The sequence below is a fragment of the Pseudomonas sp. UBA4194 genome, assembly GCF_002379585.1.
Classification (GTDB): domain Bacteria; phylum Pseudomonadota; class Gammaproteobacteria; order Pseudomonadales; family Pseudomonadaceae; genus Aquipseudomonas.
Genome location: NZ_DFUE01000024.1, coordinates 12,045 through 33,505 on the forward strand (window position 1 = coordinate 12,045; position 21,461 = coordinate 33,505).

At 65.5% G+C, this 21,461-nt stretch carries 6 protein-coding genes; 4 read left to right on the top strand and 2 right to left on the bottom strand.

Annotated elements, in window-relative coordinates:
* Positions 1 to 89 precede the first annotated feature (89 nt).
* Genes B3397_RS06915 through B3397_RS06930 form a run of 4 tightly spaced genes read left to right on the top strand, consistent with a single transcriptional unit; the run spans position 90 to position 18,812 of the window.
* Positions 90 to 4,796 carry a dermonecrotic toxin domain-containing protein gene (locus B3397_RS06915; RefSeq protein WP_296248487.1) on the top strand — a complete coding sequence of 1,569 codons (4,707 nt, stop codon included), beginning with the start codon at positions 90 to 92 and terminating at the stop codon, positions 4,794 to 4,796.
* Entirely contained in the window at positions 4,793 to 9,517 is a 4,725-nt protein-coding gene (locus tag B3397_RS06920) for a dermonecrotic toxin domain-containing protein (protein WP_296248489.1), read from the top strand. Before B3397_RS06915 ends, B3397_RS06920 begins: the two co-directional genes overlap by 4 nt.
* A complete protein-coding gene (locus B3397_RS06925; RefSeq protein ID WP_296248491.1) occupies positions 9,514 to 13,578 on the top strand; it encodes a dermonecrotic toxin domain-containing protein in 4,065 nt (1,354 codons plus the stop codon). The genes B3397_RS06920 and B3397_RS06925 overlap by 4 nt, the downstream gene beginning before the upstream one ends.
* Complete coding sequence (locus tag B3397_RS06930) at positions 13,575 to 18,812, top strand: dermonecrotic toxin domain-containing protein (protein ID WP_296248493.1); 5,238 nt, start codon at positions 13,575 to 13,577, stop codon at positions 18,810 to 18,812. The genes B3397_RS06925 and B3397_RS06930 overlap by 4 nt, the downstream gene beginning before the upstream one ends.
* Positions 18,813 to 18,855: 43 nt before the next feature.
* On the opposite strand, the gene B3397_RS06935 is transcribed toward B3397_RS06930, so the two are convergent.
* Together B3397_RS06935 and B3397_RS06940 are read right to left on the bottom strand one after the other, a co-directional pair.
* Positions 18,856 to 19,350, bottom strand: coding sequence for a DUF934 domain-containing protein (locus B3397_RS06935; protein WP_296248495.1), 495 nt, complete (start codon positions 19,348 to 19,350; stop codon positions 18,856 to 18,858).
* Positions 19,334 to 20,992, bottom strand: a complete 1,659-nt coding sequence (locus tag B3397_RS06940) for a nitrite/sulfite reductase (RefSeq protein ID WP_296248496.1) — start codon at positions 20,990 to 20,992, stop codon at positions 19,334 to 19,336. Before B3397_RS06940 ends, B3397_RS06935 begins: the two co-directional genes overlap by 17 nt.
* Positions 20,993 to 21,461: the final 469 nt, after the last annotated feature.

Genomic DNA, 21,461 nt, shown 5'->3' on the forward strand with positions numbered 1-21,461 from the left:
TAGCGCTATGTACCGCATGGGCGGGCAGGGCGACTGGTGCAATGCAGGCGCGCAACACTGAGGTTGCGCGCCTGCATTGGAGCGCCGTCATGGCTGATACAACTGCTACATCCACTCAACCGGTGGCCAACGTCCAGCACGTGGCTGCCGCAGTGCCGACCTGGCTCGCCCAGGCCAGTGCCGAACAGCGCACCCGTTACAACCTTTTGGCCGAGCAAAGCCTGGAATCCCAGGTAGCGGTGCAACGCCTGTGCAGTCGCTTCGAAGCGGCCGACACCTTCATTGAAAACCGCCTGGCCGTTGCCTTGCGCGAGCGTCTGGGCGTCACCGTGTCGCTGCGGGGCAGCGAGCTGATCAGCCTTCACTATCCGGTGCACAACCCCAACTTGCAGATACGCCGTACGGTCGACGTGCAACGCAGCAACCTGCTGCGTGCGGCCATGGCCAACTTCACGGCAGAGCAGGCCGATGGCGGCTTCGAAACAGGCTCGGTGATCCTGCCGGCAGGGGAATTCAAGGTGCTGGGCAGTGGCGCGACGTTGTATGAGTATGACCGGCAGCGGGTCGCGCCCATTACTCCCCGTCAGTTCGCTCACCTGTGCCGTGAGCAGGATTTCGGTGCGCAATATCAACGCCATTTCGATCAGGTGTTCGCGCCTTCTTCCGGCCCGCTGGGGACGCTGGGTGCCTTGCAGCTCAACCTCAACGACGGTTTCACCCTGGCACTGCAACAGGCAATCATCAGCCAGGCAGTGAGCGTGGAAGCGGGCAAAGCCGTGCAGGCGCTGATGGATGCCGGTACCGGGGTCAGTGCTGCAACGGCCCAGTGGAACGGCCAGCCGCTGCAGTTGCACTCGGTGCAGCTGCTGGTCACGTGGACGCACCAGGGCACCGCCCTGCAACGCGTGGGTGTGTTTACCCAAGCTGGCGACCCGGCCCGGCCATGCATCGCGTACCTGCCTGGCGATCCGCAGCAGCCTTTCAAGGAATACGCCACGGTGGCGGGCTTTGCCGAGGCGCTGCGCGAACGTCTGCGCACGCCTGGGTTTCGTCAGTTGTGCAAAAGCTTCGTGGCCTTGAGCGAACAGGCCCCCTTCGTCGAACGGCTGGTGCAGACCCTCAACCCAGGCACCTTGCCGCCACCGGCCAAGACCCTGGCCCCGGCCGATCCCGACGCCGACATCGGCTTGCGCACCGCAGCCGTGACGCAGGCGTTGCCCGCCTGGTTGCATGGCCAACTGCTGCAGCAACTGCGCAACGACGCCCAGACCTTGTTGGTCCCCAACGCCATTGTCGACAGCCAGGTCAGCGCCCAGCGCTGGCAAACCCTGCTGACCCTGGGCCTGGACGGTTTGCAGGTGGTGGCCGGATTCGTCCCGGCGCTGGGGGTGCTGATGGTCGGCGCGGGCGCACTGCAGTTGCTCGCCGAGGTGTTCATCGGCATTGACGACTGGACTCACGGCCAGCGTCAGGATGCGTTGAAACACCTGCTCAGCGTGGCCCAGAACGCCGCAGTCATGGGCGTGACCCTGGGCATTGGCGTGGCGATCCATCGCTCCAGCTTCGTCGAGGGTATGCTGCCGGTGCTCGACAGCGAAGGCCGCAGCCGTCTGCTCGACGCCTCCATGGACGCGTTCGTCAGCGACCATGAGCTGCCCGCCGATCTGCTGCCCAACGCCCTGGGCCAATACGTCGACGGCAGCCGTCGCTACATCAAGCTCGATGGCCAGCTGTATCGACTCGGCCAGGACGCCGGTAGCGAGCGCTGGCATCTGCGTCACCCCACCCGACCGTACCGCCTGGCCGTACGCCACAACGGCCAGGGTGCCTGGCGGGCGCAGCATGAGCAGCCGTCGACCTGGACCACTGCCACAGCCCTGCGCCGCCTCGGCCACCGTGTCGAGGGGCTGGACGACGCCGTGCTGGAACAGGCCCGGCAAGCCTGTGGCTTGAGCGAGGCCGGCTTGCTGCGCCTGCACAACGAAAGCCTGCCGATGCCGGCGGCTCTGAGCGACACCCTCAACGATTTCCGCCTGCTGCGCGAAGTCGACAAACTGCCAGAGGCCGATCAGGCGCAGGCCTTCGAGACCCGCCGCACGCTTCAGGACACCCAAAGCAAGGCCTCTGGCATAGCGCCACTGATGCGCAGCTTCCCTGGCCTGAGCAGTGCCGCCGCCGAAGAAATCATCGCCGATGCGAAAACGGCCGAACGCCGGCAACTCACTGTCCATGGCAAGGTGCCCCTGCGCCTGGCCGAGCAGGCGCGCATGATGCTGCGTGAACGTCAGCTGAACCTTGCCCTGGCCGGGCTGCTCTGGCCCAAGGCGCAAGTGGGTGACAGTGCCTTGCTGCGCACTGCCCTGGGCAAAGTGGACGAGACGGGCGCCGAGCTGTTCCAGCGCTGCGTGCAGGACCGCCAGGCGGCCGCCAGCGCCATCGGCCAACGCCGACCGGCATCCTGGTGGCGACCACCGGTGCGACTGCCCCATGGCCACCTGGGCTACCCCCTCAGCGGGCGCGGCTACTGGGGGCAATCGACGCCCATGTTGTTGCGCATGCAACGCTTGCGCAGGCTCTATCCATTGGTGCGCGAGGATGAACTCCAGGCGCTGTACGAGGGCTTGGGCGGCGCGGCAGTGGAAGCCAACCTGGCTCGGCGCGAGCTGGAATATCAGTGCCTGAACCACGATCTCGACCAGTGGGTCGACGAACGGGCGACGATGCTCAACCCCGCCGGCATCCGGGTGCCGGTAGACCGGGTGGACCGGGTCCAGGCGCGTCATCGCATTCTCCAGGCCTGGCGCCGAGAGGCCGGTCGAATGAGGTCGGCACGTGGTCGCGGTGACGGCTACACCCTGGATCTGGGTGACCTGTATGTGGGCTCGCTGCCTGTCATCACCGGCGATTTCAGTCATGTCTACGTATTGCTCCTGGAGAGCATGGGCCTGGAGCAACTGCCTGAAGGCTTCCTGCTGGGCTTTCCGCGCCTGGAAGAGCTTGAGCTGCAAAACAACCGTCTGACCCGCATTCCGCCCGTCGTGGCGCTGCTGACCGACCTCAACACCCTGACCCTGGACAACAACCGGTTGCAGGACAGCCCCACCATGTTCGCGGCGCTACGCAACCTCACCAATCTGCAGCTGCTGACACTGGGCGACAACCCGATGGCAATCACGCCACAGGCCGCCACGGTTCTGGGCAACCTGCGCGGCCTGACCATGCTCTCGCTCGACCGGTTGCAGATGGACGACCCCGCACGGGTGCTCGCGCCCCTGCGTCGGCTTCCTTACCTGGGCAGCCTGTGGCTACGTGACAACCAGATGGTCATGACCCCGGCGATCATGCAGAGCTTGAGCCAATTGCGCGCCCTGGATTATCTGGACCTGTCCGGCAACCCGCTGGGGGAACCCTTGGATGTGGGCTCGCTGACCGACCTGGCCGTGTTGAACCTGCACGATTGCGGCCTGACCCGCTGGCCCGAAGGCCTGACGGCCCTGATGAGTCGGCGCCCACTGACGTTGCGCAGCGTCAGTCTGGAAGACAATCCCATTACCGAGGTGCCGGAGTTGGCGGGTTTGCCGTTCTTCACCGAGGAGCCGTCCCCACTGCAGCCTTTGCGCATCGATGCTGCGGCCATGAACGAGGTAGGGCGGGCCCGCCTGCTCGCCGCAGGGGTTCAGGCACGTGACCTCGATCCGGCCAGCCACAACTGGCGTACGCAATGCCCGGAAGCCGTGCTGAACCTGGCGCAGCAGTTGCGCGACGAGCCACAGTCGCGGTTTTTTTTCGAGGCCATCGATCGCGTACAGGAAACCGCCGAGTACCGTCGAGACGCTACCGCAGGACGCCAACGGGTGTGGAACCTGATTCGCGCACTGGCCGAACCGGCCGCAGGCGACGATGGCCAGGGCTTGCAGCACTTGCGTCAACAGGTGTTCAGCATCGGCGATGAGGTGATCAATACCTGCGGGGATGGCGTCGAACTGTTGATCGGCCGCAGCGAGACTCTGGTCGCCGCTCACCGTGCCGGCCTCAACGCCTCCACGGCTCGCCAGGGCCTGGCCGACCTGCTGCGCCTGGGCCGCCAGCTGTACCGCGCCGATCTGTTGGATCAGGCAGCGATCCAGATTACCCAGCGTCGCCTGGACCGCCGCGCCCACCTGCTGGCAGGCATCGAGCCTGGGCAGCTATCGGCGGAGCAATGGCGCGCCATCAGTGAGGATCAACAAGCCGCCGCGCCTGCCCTGTATCCCGCCGATGAGGTGAGTCACGCGCTGCTGCGCTTTGGCGGCGACGAGGTCGAGATTCGCTTGAGCTTGCGCCTGGCCTTGCAGAACACCCTGGACCTGCAACCGCAGACCGCTCACCTGCGCTATCCGGAGCCGATGCCCGCGGCCCTGCTCGAGCAGGTAACGGCCGACGTTCACCGCGACGACAGCGACGTGGGTTTTCTTGACTGGCTGGAAGACCAACCGTTCTGGACGCAAACCCTGCGCCGACGCTATCAGGCCCGATTCGATGCCCTGGACCGCGACTGGCAGGCAGGCCAGCTCTACCTCTACGAGATCGGCTCCAGCGAACCGCAACCCGACCCCGTGCCCCAGGCGCCGCGCGACGTGCTCAACGGCGTGCTGGGCGATCGCGGTTGGTACCGCGATGGGCGGATGCAGGTGGTGACGCTGACCGACACCGAACAGGAAACCGCGCGCCAGGCTTTGATCGCAGGCCAGGCAGACGCCATCCGCACACTGACGCGACAACTGAGCGAACTCGCATTGCAAGGAGAGCAAGCATGATCACCCCGACTTCCCCCGATGCACCGATGGCCTTGCCAGGGCCAGTGAACAACGTCGAACACGTGGCCGCGGCAGTGCCGGCCTGGCTTGCCCAAGCCACCCCCGAGCAGCGCAGCCGCTACAACCTGCTGGCCAGGCGCAGCCTGGAATCCCAGGTGGCCGTGCAGCGCCTGTGCAGCCGCTTCGAGGCGGCCGACTACTTCATCGAGAATCGTCTGGCCGCTGCGTTGGCCGAGCGCTTTGGCGTGTTGCTGGATCTGCGCGGCAGTGAACTGATCACGCTGCACTACCCGCTGCGCAACCCCAATTGGGAGGTTCGCCGGGCCGTCGAGGTCCAGCGCGCGAACCTGTTGCGCGCCGCCATGGCCAACTTCACCGAGTACCAGGCCGACGGCGGTTTCGAAGTCGGCTCGGTCATTCTTCCCACTGGCGTGTTCAAGGAGCACGCCAGCGGCTCGGCGCTGTACGACTACGACAGCAAACGCACTGCACCGATCACCCCCAGCCAATTCGCCCAGGTGTGCAGGGGGCAGGATTTCGGCGCGCAATACCAGCGGCATTTCGATGATGTGTTCGTGCCCAAGGCCGCCCCGGTCGCCTCGGCCGGTGCCTTGCAGCTCAACCTCAACGACGGCTTCGCCCTGGCTGTGCAACGAGCCGTCATCACCCAAGCCATTGACGCCGACGCCGGCAAGGCGCTGCAAGCGCTGCTGGACAGCGGCACCGGCGTTCAGCCTGCCAGCCCCGCGCCGCGCTGGAACGGCCAGCCGCTGGAGCTGCAAGCACTACGGCTGCTGGTGACCTGGGTGCATGACGGCACCTCGCTGCAACGTGCCGCGGTGTTCACCCAGAACGGCGACCCCACCCGGCCCTGTGTGGCCTATCTGCCGGGCGATGCCCTGCACGTACTCAAGCAGTACCCCTCACTGCAGGCGTTCAGCGACGCGCTGCGCGAGCGTTTGCGCACCCCTGAGTTTCGGTTGTTCTGCAAAGGCTTCGTGGCCTTGAGCGAGCAAGCCGGCTTTCTCGACCGCCTGGTACAGACCCTCAACCCCGGTACCTTGCCACCCCCAGCCAAGCAACTGGCAGCGGCCGATCCCCAGGCAGATATCGGCTTGCGCACCACCACCGTGTCTCAGGCATTGCCCCTGTGGATGCACAGCCAACTGCTGGAGCAAATGCGCAATGACGCACAGACGTTGCTGGTGCCCAACGCCGTGGTCGACAGCCAGGTCACTACTCGCCGCTGGCAAACGCTGTTGACCCTGGGACTGGATGGCTTGCAAGTAGTGGCCGGCTTCGTGCCCGCGCTGGGCCTGTTGATGGTAGGGGCAGGGGCGGTGCAACTGCTGGCCGAAGCCTTTATCGGCATCGACGACTGGACTCACGGACAGCGCCAGGATGCCCTCAAGCATCTGCTCAGCGTGGCGGAAAATGCGGCGATCATGGGGGTGACCCTGGGCGTCGGCGTGGCCATCCACCGCTCCAGCTTCGTCGAGGGCATGCTGCCGGTGCTTGACCGCAGCGGGCGTACCCGCCTGCTCGATGCCACCCTGGACGCGTTCGTCACTGACCTTGCGCTGCCCGACCACGCCGTGCCCAACGCCTTGGGCCAGTACGTCGATGGCAGCCAGCACTACATCAAGCTCGACGGTCAACTGTATCGAGTGGCCCTGGACGCAGAAAGCGGCCAGTGGCAGATCCGCCACCCCAGCAAACCCTACCGCCTGGCCCTGCGCCACAATGGCCAGGGCGCCTGGCGGGCAGCCCATGAGCAGCCTTCGCAATGGACCACTGCCACGGCGCTGCGACGCCTGGGGCCGGTGGCCGATGGCCTGGACGCCTCCACCCTGGAGCAGGCCCGCCAAGCCTGTGGCCTGAGCGAGGCGAACCTGCTGCGGATTCATCGTGAGAGCCTGACCGTGCCTGCAGCGCTGCGCGATACGTTGAACGACTTCCGTCAGTTGCGCAGCGTCGGCGCGTTGCCTGAAGCCGAGCAGGCGCAAGCCTTTCAGGCCCGGCAACAGGCCGCCCGCATCGGTGCTCCGAGCGAGAACACAAAGCCCCTGTTGCGGGACTTTCCGAACCTGAGCGCGAGCGCAGCCGAGGAAATCGTTGCCAATGCCAAACCTGCCGAACGCCGGCAATTGACCGCCAAGGCCAAGGTGGGCCTGCGCCTGGCCGAACAGGCGCGGATGATGCTGCGCGAGCGGCGTTTGAACCTGGCGCTGGCGGGGCTGCTCTGGCCGGAGGCCCAGGCCGGCGACAGCGCCGCCCTGCGTGCGGCCCTGGCAACGCCTGGGGACGACGACGTCACGGTATTCCAGCGCGCGGTGGCCGATCGCGCGGCGGCGGCCAAGGCCATCGGCCAGCGCCGCCCGCCAGAGTGGTGGCGCCCGCCCGTGCGACTGCCCCAGGGACATCTGGGCTACCCCCTGAGCGGTCGCGGGGCAGGGCAGGCGCCGGTTCCCAGTCTGCGCCTGCAACGCTTGCGCAGGCTCTACCCGCAAGCCAGCGACGAGCTGCTGCAAACCCTGCACGACGAACTGGGCACCAGCGCGCCCGACCTCAACCTGGCCCTGCGTGAGCTGGAATATCAACGCCTTGGCCATACCCTCGACGAATGGGCCAACCGCGACGCGATAGTGATCAACGCGGCGGGCAACCCGGTGGCTGCCGACCCTGCCGACCGGCTGCTGGTGCGCGGCCGCATCCTGGAAACCTGGCGGCGCGAATCGGGCACCATGGCCTCCGAGCGCGGTCGTGGCCACGGGTACTCCCTGGACCTTGCGGACCTGTATGTGGGCACACTGCCGGCCATCAACGGCGACTTCAGCCATGTCTATTCGCTGATCCTGGAAAACATGGGCCTGCAGACGGTGCCTGAAGGCTTCCTGCGCAGCTTTTCGCGCCTGGAGGAACTGGAGCTGCATAACAATCGGTTCACCGAGATTCCCGCCGAAGTGGGCCTGATCACCGACCTCAACACCCTCACCCTGGACAGCAACGAGCTGCTCGACAGCCCGACCATGTTCAGCGTATTGCGCAACCTCAATGACCTGCAGTTGCTGGTGTTGAGCAACAACCCGATCGCCATTCCGGCCCGGGCGGCCAACGCCTTGAGCAACCTGCGTGCGCTGACCATGTTGTCGCTGGAAGGGCTGCGCATGGACGACCCGGTACGCGTGCTCGCACCGCTGCAGCGCCTGCCCAACCTGACCAGCCTGTGGCTGCGCGACAATGACATCGTGATGACGCCAGCGATCATGGAGTGCCTGACCAACCTGCACGGCCTGGAACACCTGGACCTGTCGAACAACCCCCTGGGCGCGCAACTGGACGTTCGTTCATTGACGGACCTGGGCGTGCTGAACCTGCGCGACTGTGGCCTGACGCAGTGGCCGGCAGGCCTCACCACCTTGATGAACCAGCGCCCCCCGGTACTGCGCAGCATTGGCCTGGAGGGCAATCCGATTGCCGAGGTACCGGTATTGGCCGGGTTGCCGTTCTTCACCGAAACCCCGTTCCCCCCGCAACCGCTGCGCATCCACGCGGCGGCCATGAGCGAGGTCGGCCGCGCGCGGCTGCTGGCCGCCGGGGTGCTGGCGCGCGACCTGGCGCCGGTGACCGAGAACTGGCGCACCCAGTGCCCGGAACCGGTGCTGGCCATGGCACAACAGTTGCGCAGCGAAGCGGATTCGCGGTTCTTTTTCGAAGCCATCGAGCGCGTCCAGGAGACGGCCGAGTACCGCCGCGACCACGCCGCAGGCCGACAGCGGGTGTGGAACCTGATCCGCGCTTTGGCCGAGCCCGATGCCGGCGATGACGGCCAGGGCCTGGAGCACCTGCGCCGGCAGGTCTTTCGCATCGGTGACGAGGCCATCAACACCTGCGGCGACGGCATCGAGCTGCTGCTCAACCGCAGCGAAACCCTGGTGATGGCCCATCGCGCCGGCTTGAATGCGGCCACTGCTGCGCATGGGCTGCGTGACCTGCTGACCCTGGGTCGGCAGCTGTTTCGCGCTGATCTGCTCGATCACACGGTGATCCAAGTGGTGCAGCGGCGCATGGATCGCCGCGCCTTCCTGATGGGCGCTGCCGACTCGGCCCAGGTCAGCTCGGCGCAGTGGCGCGCCATCAACGAGCAGTCCCTGGCGAGCGCACCGGCGCTGTACCCCGGCGACAACCTCACCCATGTCCTGCTGCGCTTCGAGGCCGATGAGGTGGAGATCCGCCTGGCCATGCGCCTGGCCTTGCGCGAGATGCTCGATCTGCAACCGCAGCCGCAACACCTGCGCTATCCGGAGCCGGTGGCTGATTCCCTGCGCGATCAAGTCGCGAGCGACGTTCGCGGCGAAGACACCGACGCCGGATTTCTCGACTGGCTGGAGGATCAGCCGTTCTGGAGCGACACCCTGGTACGCCGCTACCAGACGCGTTTCGATGCGCTGGATCAGCAATGGCAACAAGGGCTGTTGTACCTGTTCGAGATCAGCCGCAGCGAGCCACAACCCGAGCCCGTGGCAGAGCAGGTACGCGAGGTTCTGACCGGCATACTCGGCGACCGTGGCTGGTACCGCGATGGCCAGATGCAAGTGGTCAAGCTGACCGACGACGAGCAGGAGATTGCCCGCCAGGCGTTGACCGCCGGGCAATTGCAGGCCCGCCGAGCGTTGGCCCGCCAACTGAGCGAACAAGCGCTGCAAGGAGAGCACGCATGATGGATACCCTCACTCCCGATACATGGACGACCCCGACGCTGCCGGTGAACAATGTCGAATACGTAGCCAGCGCGGTGCCGGCGTGGCTGGCGGATGCCTCCGCGCAGCAGCGCGAGCACTACGCCAGCCTGGTACAGCGCAGCCTGGCATCACAAGCGCAGGTTCAGGCGTTGTGCGACCGTTTCGAGGCCGCCGACGCCTTTATCGAAACGCGCCTGAACGCCGCTTTGAAAGCACACTACCGCGCCCCCGTGGACCTGCGCGGCAGCGAGTTGATAAGCCTGCATACGCCGCTGCGCAACCCCAACTGGCAGGTCCGGCGCACGGTCGAGGTCAAACGCGGCAATCTGTTGCAGGCCGCCATGAGCAACTTCACTGCGCGCCAGGCCGACGGTGGGTTCGAGCTGGGGTCGGTGATCTTGCCCACGGCCGAATTCGTCACGCACACCGGTGGGCCACGGCTGTACAGCTACGACGCGAAGAAAGCCGCGCTCATCAATCCCACCCAGTTCGCGCACCTGTGCCGGGAACTGGACATTGGCGCGCAGTATCAGCGCCACTTCGCCGACGTGTTCGAACCTGCCGGCCAAGTGTCGCCCTCACCGCTGCAAGTGAACCTGTGCAACGACTTCGCCGTGCAACTGCAGCGGGCTGTGCTGAGCGAAGCCGTCGATGTCGACGCGGCCAAGGCCCTGCAAGCGCTGCTCGACGCCGCCGAGGGCGAGCAGACGACGGCGCTCTGGAACCAGCAACCGGTGCAACTGCACAGCCTGCGCCTGCTGGTGACCTGGGTGCACGGCGGCACAACGCTGCAACGGGCCTGCCTGTTCACCCAGGCAGGTGATGAGGCCGCGCCCTGTGTCGCGTACCTGCCGGGGGACCCGCTGCACCCGCTCAAGCAGTACCGCAGCCTGCGTGATTTCAGCGACGCGCTGCGCCAACGGTTGCGCGAAACATCATTTCAGGAATTTTTCAAAAGCTTCGTGGGGCTGAACGAGCAATCGGCTTTCCTGCAACGCCTGGTGCAGACCCTCAACCCCGGCACATTGCCAGGGCCTGGAGCAACATTGGCGCCGGCCGATCCGAGCGCCGACATCGGCTTGCGCACGACCGCCTTGCAAGCGCGCCTGGCTAGCTGGTTGCACAGCCAATTGCTGGAGCAGATGCGTAGCGACGCCCAGACCTTGCTGGTACCCAACGCCGTGGTTGACCGCCAGGTGCGCAGCGAACGCTGGCAGACCCTGCTGATGCTCGGGCTCGATGCCGTGGAGGTAGCGGCAGCATTTGTCCCGGCGTTGGGGCTGCTGATGGTGGGCGCGGGGGCGTTGCAATTGCTGGGCGAAGTGTTCGAGGGCGTCGATGACTGGAACCACGGGCAACGCCAGGAGGCGTTGCAGCACCTGTTGAGCGTGGCGGAGAACGCCGCCTTGATCGGCATCACCGCTGGCGTCGGTGTCGCCATGCACCGTGCACCCTTCGTCGAAGGCCTGTTACCCGTGCTCGACCGCACCGGGCGCACGCGCCTGCTCGATGCCCCGCTCAGCGACTTCGCCAGCCCCGAAGCGCTGGCCGATGAAGCGGTGGCCAATACCCTCGGGCAGTACTCGATGGGCGACCATACCTACATCAAGCTGGACGGCAAGGCCTACCGGCAGAGTCTGGACAGCACCCGCGGACAGTGGGCGATCGAGCATCCGCGCAAGGACTACCGCGTGCTGCTCAGCCACGACGGCGCCGGGCACTGGCGTGCGGCCCACGTTCCCACAGAAGTGGTGGTGGGGCATGCGCGTGCCGAGCCCAGCCGGGCCGGTCAGGTGCTGTACCAACGCCGCCTGCGGCGGATGCGCGAGCTGTACCCGCAGCTCGACGACGATCAGTTGCAGAGCCTGCATGAGTCGTTGGGCGCCGCCCCGGACGTCGCCCTTGCCCGCCGCGCGATCGAGTATCGGCAGATGCGCCACACCCTGGAAACCTGGGCGCGGCAGCCGGCAACCACCTTCAACGATGAGGGTGTGGCGGTGGCGGTGGAGCCGGTTGACCGCGGCCTGGCGATGTCGCGCATTCTGGCGGCCTGGCGCCGCGAATCGCCCACGATGATGTCGGAGCGAGGCCGTGGGAGAGGTTTCAGCCTGGATCTTTCCGACCTGCGCATCGGCGATTTGCCTGCCCTGCGCGCCGACTTCAGCCATGTGTATTCGCTGATACTGGAGGGCATGGCCATGGAGCAACTGCCGGCCGGCTTCCTGCGCAATTTTCCCCGGGTGGAAGAGCTTGAGTTGCAAGGCAATCGCCTGACGGCGATTCCTACCGACGTGGGCTTGCTCAGTGACCTCAACAGCCTGACCCTGGACGACAACCGCCTGCAGGCCTCGCCGACGATGTTCGACGGCTTGCTTAATCTCAACGACCTGCAAACCCTGGTGCTGCGCAACAATCCCATGCACATCCCTGCCGAGGCCGCCAGCACCTTGGGCAGCCTGCGCGCCCTGCGGGTGCTGTCACTGGAAAACACCTCGGTGGGGCATATAGCGCAACTACTGCCACACCTGGCGCGGCTGCCGCATCTGGAAAGCCTGTGGCTGTGTAACAACGAACTGGTCCTGACCCCCGAGGTGGCCAGGGACCTGGCTGCAATGCCTGAACTGGAACACCTGGAGCTGGCGGGCAACCCGTTGGGCGAAGACCCCGATTTCGCCTCGTTCACCTACCTGGCGGTGCTCGGGCTGCGCGACTGCCAACTCACGCGCTGGCCCCGGGGTTTGTCCGAGCTGATGGGCCAGAATCCGCTGAACCTGCGTAGCGTGTCACTGGATGGCAACCCTCTGACGGAGGTGCCGGAGCTGCAAGGACTGGGGTTCTTCGAGGGGGACGATTTCATCGAGCAGCCCTTGCGGATTTCCGCAGCAGGGCTCGACGAGGTCAGTCTGGGGCGCTTGCGGCGTGCCGGTGTGGTGCCGGTGGATCGGCCCCGGGCACTCGACGACTGGCGCGTGGATTGCCCCGAAGCGGTGTTGAGCATGGCTCAGCAGCTGCGCGCCGATGCCGATGCGGGATTCTTTTTTCACGCCCTGGACCGGGCTGCCCTGAGTGCCGAATACACCCATGATCCACAGGGTGTGCGACAGCGTATCCACGCCTTGATCCGCGCGCTGGCCGAGCCGGGCGCGGGAGATGATGGCGCCGGCCTGAGGCATGTGCGCGAGCAGGTGTTCCGGATTGGCGACGAGGCCGTCAACACCTGCGGCGATGGGGTGCAGCTCTTGCTGCGTCGCAGCGAAACGCTGGTGCTGGCCTATCGCGCCGGTCTGGCACCGGGAGATGAAGGCCAGGCCAAGCTGTTGAAACTGGCCCGCCAGCTCTATCGCGCTGATCTGCTGGACGACGCGGCGGTGCGTATCACCCAGATGCGGCTCAACCGCCGGGCCTTCCTGATGGGCACTCGCAACCCGATGCGGGTGACGGGTGCGCAATGGCAAGCCATCGACCCGACGCAGCTGACCGAGGCGCCCGCGCTGTATCCGGGGGACGACCATGAGCACGCCCTGCTGATGTTCCCCGCCGACGAAGCGGAAATTCGCCTGAGCCTGCGCCAGGTGCTGGCGGCACGCCTGAACTTGCAACCCCAGAGCAACCATCTGCTGTTCCCGGAGGCGATATCCACGTCACTGCAGAACGAAGTGGCCACGGCCGTGCAGCAACAGGACAGTGACACCGGCTTCCTCGATTGGCTAGAAGACCAGCCATTCTGGACCGATGCGCTGGAGCGTCGCTACCGGCCACAGTTCGATGAATTGGACCGCACCTGGAATGAGGGCCACACCTACCTCTATGAGATCGGCTCCAGCGAGCCGCAACCCGAAGCCGTGACGCAGCCGGTGCGCGAGGTACTGACCAGCGTGTTGGGCGACCGTGGCTGGTACCGCGACGGGCAGATGCAGGTGGTCAGCCTGACCGCCGATGAACAGGACACCGCTCGCCAGGCGTTGAACGCAGGGCAGGCCGCAGCGCGCCGAGCCTTGCAGCGCCAGTTGAGCGAGCAAGCACTGGGAGGTGCTGCATGAATACCCCGACAACTCTGTTGCCCGGCGAGCCGGGCATTCACCAGACACTGCTCGAGAGCGCCGTGCCCAAGTGGCTGACTACCGCGCCCGCAGCGCTGCGCGAAGCGTATTTCAGCAGCTCTTCGAGCAGCCTGTACAGCAGCACTCAGGCGCGGACGCTACTGGCCGCGGTGCAGACCGCCGAGGTGTTCTGTACGCCGTTGCTGCAAGCCGCATTGGACCGGGAATACCCCACGCTGGGCTTGCACGCCACCGGTCATGAGCTGATCCGCAAAGTGCGCGACAGCGATGCCTTGATCAGTCGACTGATGCCGCGCCAGCAGACCTTGCTCGAAGCGGCGCTACAGAACTTTCTGCCCGACGAAGCCAAGGCGGGCGGTATCGAGAAGGGCTCGGTGATCGCTCCGGTGGGCGCCTATACCTTTGCAATCAACGACGACGGTACCCTGCAATATCGTCTGGCCAAGACTGCCGTCATCGACCTCGCCCCGGAAACCTTCGCGGCGTTCTGTCGACGCCTGGACCTGGGCAAGCAATACCAGCAGCACCTCAACGAGGTGCTCAAGCCACTGGCAGCGGGTAGCCTCAGCCGGGATGAAGCACAGGCGTCGACTGCCGCCACGCTGATGTTCAACCTGCGCGACGGCCTGGACGTCGAGGCCGTGGTGGCGCGGATCAAGGGCAATGTGCTGGAGCCGGCCTATCGTATGCTCTTGCAGATCACCCGCCCGCAGCAGATCAACCAGCCGGTGCAATGGTCGGGTGAAACGGTGCGCTACTGCCAGCTGGGGCTGTTGCACACCCCGCTCAAGAGCGGCCACGCCCTGCTCGGTCCGGTGCTGATCGAACCCGTCACCGGCAAGGGGCCTTGCCTGGTTTATCTGCCGGGCGACCCGGACATCCCGCTCAAGCAGTATGACTCGCTGCAACACTTCGCCCAGGTGCTGCGGGAGAAACTGCGCTCGCGCGCCTATCGCAACGACTTCGCCCGCTTCATCGGGCAGGCCTCGCGGGCCCGCTTTCTGCAGCGCCTGGACGATACGCTGGAACCCGAACCTGTCACCTGGCCAGGGCAGGCGCCGCGCCAGCGCCAGCCCGACCCTGACGCCGACATCGGCGTGCGTGCCTTCCCTGTGGCCGGTACGCTGACGCGCCTGATGTACGATCAACTGCTGATCCGCCTCTGCGAGAACGCGCGGGCCATCGCCGTGCCCAGCGAGGACGAAGACCGGGTGGCGCGCGAACAGCGCATTGCCCTGTGGTTGGAAAGGGGCATGAGTGCGCTGGGCATCGCAGCGTTCGCCGTGCCTGGGCTGGGTGAACTGATGGCCGTGGTGGGTGCGGGGCAGTTGATCCGCGACATCTGCATTGGTGTGGATGACTGGAAGCATGGCCAGACCGTCGAAGCCCTGGCTCACCTGGCCAGCGTGGCGCAGAACCTGGCCATGATCGGCGCCGGTATCGTCGCGGGCGTGGCCATCGCCCGCTCGCCGTTCGTCGAGGGACTGGTGCCGGTGCCTGCATCGAACGGCAGCGCGGCGGCCAAGCTGATTCACCCGGATCTTGCGCCCTATGCTCTGGACCTGACCTTGCCCGAGGACCTGGCAACCAATGACCTGGGGCAGTACACGCTCAACGGGCAGACCTACGTGCGCATGGACGGCAAGCTCTACCGGCAGGTCTACGATGCACAGCGCCAGTGCTGGACGCTGGACCATCCACGCTTGGCCGAACACTATCGGCCCGCCATGAGCCACAACGGCGCCGGCGCCTGGCAACACCTGCATGAAGATCCATTGCAATGGCAGGGGGCGGCCTTGTTGCGGCGTCTGGGCGCGGCCAGTGAGGGCCTGAGCGATGCCCAATTCCTGACGGCGCGCCAGGCCGTCGGCATCGGCGAGGACCAGCTGCGTGCCGTTCACGTGAACCAGCGGCCCATGCCTGCGGCCCTTGAAGAAGCCTGTGTGCGCCTGCGCACCGCCGCCGACGTGCGCGGCTGGGTGACCCGCTTGCGCGGCGAGCAAGCCGTGGGGCAGGGCGCCGATGCGTGCGTGGCGCTGCTGCCGGACATGCCCGGCTGGCCCGCGCAATTGGGCGTGCGCTTGACCGAGCTCGATGGCCGTGTGGTCGACCTCGGGGGCGGCGACGCCGGCTGGGTCAGCCTGAGTCGAACGCAGTGGCGCGAAGGCCAGTGGGCCAAGCGGGTGGTCAGTCAGCTGACCCCGCAGCAGAAGGCGGACATGTTCGCCGACAGCGTGGCCAACACCCAAGAGGGTCAGTCGGCTGCTCTGGCCCAGCGTTTGGCCGAGCATGTCGAGGAGAACAGCGATACGCTGACGGCGCAACTGTACAACCGCCAGCAACCCTCGTTGAGCGCCGGCGGCAAGGTCCTGCAGCGCGACTTTCCCGGTTTGCCCCGCCGCCTGGCCAACCAGATCGGCGAAGCGGCCACCGACGTCGAGCGCAAGGCCTTGCTCGACACCGGCAAGGTGCCGGCCCGCCTGGCCGAAGAGGCGCGGCTGCATATAGCCGAGCTGCGCCTGAGCAAGGCTATGGAGGCGTTGGCGCGTGTCGATGGCATGGCCGCCGACCGCGACACGCTGGCCATGGGTTTGCTGGACAAACTACCCGGCTGGAGCGGAGATGTCCGCATCGAGCTGCGCGCCGGTTCCACCCGCGGCAAGACCCTGGCCAGCGCCGGGCCATCGACGGCCAGCCAGCTCAAGTACGTGATACGGCATGAGCGTGGTTATCAGCCTATGGATGGCGATGGGCAGACCCTGAGCGGCGACACCGATCTGTATCAGGCGCTGTGCGCGGCCCTGCCCGACAGCGAGCGCAGTGCCCTCGCGTTGCAGACCACCGATGCCGAAAAGCTGCGCCGGCAACTGGCTGAACTGGCGGCCGCCGACCGCAGCGGGGCCGGAGCTCTACTCGGCCAGCGCCGGGTGCAGCCCTGGTTCAAGTCGCCGCTGTTGCCCGGTGGCGGCCACGGCTATCCCCTCAGCGGGCGCGGGGATGCCTCGTGGGGCCAGCGCCGGCGGTTGCGCAAGCTGTTTCCCGGCATGAGCAGCGCCGACATGCTGGCGCTGCGCGAGTCGATTGTGCGTCCGGGCGATGACTATGAAATCGCCGTCAAGCGCCTTGAGCAAGAGTACGAGGTACTGTCCAAGACCCTGTCCGAATGGCAAGCCAAGACCCGGATAGGCGGCTCACGCAAATCGGTGTGCGAGCTGCTGATCAGCGCCTGGCGGCGCGAATCCAACGTACTCGACCTCAGCGGTCGCGACATTACCGAACTGCCCGTACTCACGGCGCAGTTTCCCGCCGTGACCGAGTTGAAGATGGGCTGGATGGGGCTGACGGCCGATCCTTCGTTGTTTCTGTCGCGCTTTCCCAAGGTCGAAACACTCAGCCTGGCCGGCAACCTGCTGAGCGCGGTGCCCGAGCAGATCGCTGCGCTGACTGAGCTGCGCTCGTTGAACCTGTCCAGCAATCGCCTGGCCGTCACCGAAACCATGTTCGACGCGCTGGCCAGCGACCCGGCGACGTGCCGGCTGGCCACCCTGGACTTGCACCAAAGCCTGGCTGTTACCCGCGTCGACAACGTCGATCAGGCCAACCGCCTGACCGCGCGGACGGTGGCAGCGCTGGGGCGCATGGGCAAGCTGCGCAAGCTGGCGCTGTCGGGCAATGCCCTGCAACTGGACGATGGCGCGCTGCAGGTGATTTCCGGCATCGACTCGCTGCAAAGCCTGATGCTGCAGGAAAACTTCATCGAACTGAGCTCGGTTGGGCGTAGCGCTTTCAAACGCTTGCACGGTCTGCAGGCACTGAATCTGAGTTACAACAGCCTGGGCCTGGCCCCGGACGTGACCGGGATGGCGTCGTTGCGTTACCTGGGCTTGTACTCGGCGGGCATCGAACAATGGCCGCCCGGGCTGTCAGGCTTGATGAACCAGGCGATCGTCAATCTGGAGCGGATCAACCTGGGGTCCAACGACATCGTCGACATTCCGGCCATTGCCGACTTCCGCTTCACGCGCTTGACTCAGGCCGTGTTTCGCGATGGCCGCATGCGCCTGATCCTGGATTTGAATCCGCTGTCCGAGGCCAGCCGCAACGAACTGCGCCTGGCCGGCATGGGCTTTCGGCCAATTGCACCCGCTGCGGTCGCGGGCGCGGCTGAAGCCTGGCTCAGCGGCGCGCCGGCGGAGCTGAAAACCAGTATCGCTGCGGACCGAACCAGCAGCGGCGCCCAGGGCTTCTACCGGGTAATGGACCAGGTCGGCCGCACCGCCGCCTACCAGGCCGATGCCCAAGCCTACAAAGAGCGCATGTGGAAGATCATGCGCGCGATCCTGCCTGAGCCTGGCAGTGTCGAAGGGGATGGCTTGGGTGTGGTGGACCTGCGCCAACAGCTGTTCGATCTGGCGAGCCTGGTGGACAATACCTGCGGCGATGGTATCGCGCTGGTGATCGATCAGCTGGAGACCCAGGTGTTGGCCTGGCAGGCCGCCAGTTCCGCCGCCGAGGGTGGGGCGGCGATGTTTCAGCCGCTGCTGCGGCTCAGTCGCCAACTGTATCGCACCGCCCTGGTCGATGACTGCGCAGTGTCGATCACCCAGGCGCGGTTGGCGCGCCTGACGGCCATCAGCGAAGGCCAGCGGCTGCCGACCTTGAGTCCGCTGGACGAGCTCGATGATGCCCAACTGCGGGCGAGCAGCATCGATGAAGTGGAAATGCGCTTGATGCTGCGCGAGCGACTGCAGCAAACGCTGGGCCTGCTGCCCCAGCCTTTAAGGATCTATGAAGCGATAGTCAGCGGAGCGACGGTAAAGCGAGTATCGGCGCAGGTGTTGGCGACGGCGACGGCGGCGAACGAGATGAGCTGGTTGGTCGATCAATCCTATTGGGTGCTTTACCTGCAGAAGGTGTTCGATATGCAGTTCAAGGCGCTCAACGCGGCCTGGGACGACGCGATGCTGCTGTTCGATGAAGCCACCGATCCGCTGGAGCCTTTCTCGTTGTCCGGTTCGCGGCTGACCGAAGCGCAGGCCAAGTTGCAGGCACTTGATCCGGCAACGCAGTGGGAAGGGGTGCCGCGCAAGATCACCCTGGATTCCCTGGGCAAGGTGCAGACCTACAAACTCATCATGAAGGGGAGGGAGGATGCCCAGCAGGCGCTGGTGCTCAAACTGTCCAACGAACAGGTGGCGGCAGCGCCGCGCTAGTGGGCATCTGGCTGTACGGCAGGACGCCGTACAGCCGGGGACGTCAACGGCGACGGAACAGCGGCAGCGGTTCGTCGGTGGCGGCCTGGTAGCTCACGGAGAAATCCTTGAGGCTTTCCAGGGCTTCGTACGGGTCCTTGTCGGCGCGCAGGGCGAAGGCGTCGAAACCGCAGCGGTGCAGATAGAACAGCTGGTCACGCAGCACGTCGCCAATGGCGCGCAGTTCGCCCTTGAAGCCGTAGCGGTCACGCAGCAGGCGCGCATTGGAATAGTTGCGCCCGTCGGTGAAGGCCGGGAAGTTCAAGGCGATGACCTGGAACTGATTGGCGTCTTCACCGATTTCCTCGGCTTCCTCGTCGCTGTCCAGCCATACACCCAAACCACCGTCCCGCGCCTTGAGGGCCGGGCCGTGCTCGCGCCAGAGCGCCAGCGGCACGATCAGGTCGTCGCAGTTGGGAATGGCGTCGAACTCGGCGTCCTTGGGCAGCAGGTGCCAGGTTTCGTCGACGACTTGGTTGTTCTTAATGATTCGCTGCATAGACGCGCTCCTTGAAGGGGTCGATGCCGATACGCTGGTAGGTATCGATGAAACGCTCATCTTCGGTGCGCTTTTCCACGTACACGTCAATCAGCTTGGAAATCACGTCAGGCATGGCGTCCTGAGCGAAGGAGGGGCCCAGGATCTTGCCCAGGCTGGCGTCGCGACTGGCGCTGCCACCCAGGGACACCTGGTAGAACTCTTCGCCTTTCTTGTCCACACCCAGGATGCCGATATGGCCGACGTGGTGGTGACCGCAGGCGTTCATGCAGCCAGAGATGTTCAGGTCCAGCTCGCCGATGTCGAACAGGTAGTCCAGGTCGTCGAAACGGCGCTGGATGGATTCGGCGATCGGGATCGACTTGGCGTTGGCCAGGGAGCAGAAATCACCGCCCGGGCAGCAGATGATGTCGGTCAGCAGGCCGATGTTCGGCGTGGCGAAGCCGCCTTCGCGCAGCTCGTTCCACAGGGCGAACAACTGGCCCTGCTCGACGTCGGCGAAAATGATGTTCTGCTCGTGGGAGGTGCGCAGTTGGCCGAAGCTGTACTTGTCGGCCAGGTCCGCGACGGCATCCAGCTGCTTGTCGGTGAGGTCGCCTGGGGCCACACCGGTAGGCTTGAGCGACAGGGTCACGGCAATGTAGCCCGGCTTCTTGTGGGCCAGGGTGTTGCGTGTACGCCAGCGGGCAAAACCGGGATGTTCGGCATCCAGGCGCGCCAGTTCGGTGTGCTGGTCGGGCAGAGCCTTGTAGTCCGGGTCGACGAAGTGCTTGGCCACGCGGTGCAGTTCGGCTTCGGTCAGCGTCGTGCTGCCGCCGCGCAGGTGTTCCATCTCGGCGTCGACTTTCTGAGCGAAGACTTCCGGTGTGAGCGCCTTGACCAGGATCTTGATCCGCGCCTTGTACTTGTTGTCGCGACGGCCATAGCGGTTATACACACGCAGGATGGCGTCCAGATAGCTGAGCAGGTCTTGCCAGGGCAGGAATTCGTTGATGAATGCCCCCACCACCGGTGTACGACCCAGGCCGCCACCGACCAGCACGCGGAAGCCCAACTCGCCGGCCGCGTTGTGCACCGGCTCCAGGCCGATGTCGTGCACTTCGATGGCCGCGCGGTCGCTGCTGGCACCGTTGACGGCGATCTTGAACTTGCGCGGCAGGTAGGCGAATTCAGGGTGGAACGTGGTCCACTGGCGAACGATTTCACACCACGGGCGAGGGTCGATCACCTCGTCTGCGGCCACACCGGCAAACTGGTCGGTGGTGACGTTGCGCAGGCAGTTGCCGCTGGTCTGGATGGCGTGCATCTGCACGGTGGCCAGTTCGGCGAGGATGTCGGGGATGTCTTCGACCGCCGGCCAGTTGAACTGCACGTTCTGGCGAGTACTGATGTGGGCGTAGCCCTTGTCGAAGTCGCGAGCGATCTTGGCCATCATTCGCGTCTGGCGGGAGGTCAGTTGGCCGTAGGGAACGGCCACCCGCAACATGGGCGCGAAACGCTGGATGTAAAGGCCGTTCTGCAGGCGCAAAGGGCGAAATTCTTCTTCGCTCAGTTCGCCCGCCAGGTAGCGGCGGGTCTGATCCCGGAACTGCTTGACGCGGTCCTCGATGATCCGTTGATCGTACTCGTCGTAAACGTACATGGTGATCCTGTTCTCAGGCTGTCTTGTTGCATCAGAAAAGTGCGCGCACGGCCGCGCACTCTTAGCAGAGCCGACGGAAGATACCAGTTTGTAAATAGACGTAAAAGTGATGTTTGAGTATATGGACCGAACTGAAAGGCATATGTACGGTCTGGGGGGATTTGCGCGGGTGGTGGGGGTGTGGGGGGGGATGGGGTAGGGGTGTCTTCGTTGAGATTTGTGGTGGATGGTCCCCTCACCCCAGCCCTCTCCCTAGGGGAGAGGGGGCTAAAAGCGGGTCGCGGTGATGCGGATGTAGGTGATCGGCTCCCTCTCCCTCAGGGAGAGGGCTGGGGTGAGGGGACCATTCACCACCGACCCCCACCTCGTTCCCGAAAGCCACCCACAGTACGTGCACTAGCCAACCTTGATCATGTCCGCAATCCGCCCGGCGATCATGATGGTCGGCACATTGGTGTTGGCACAGGGG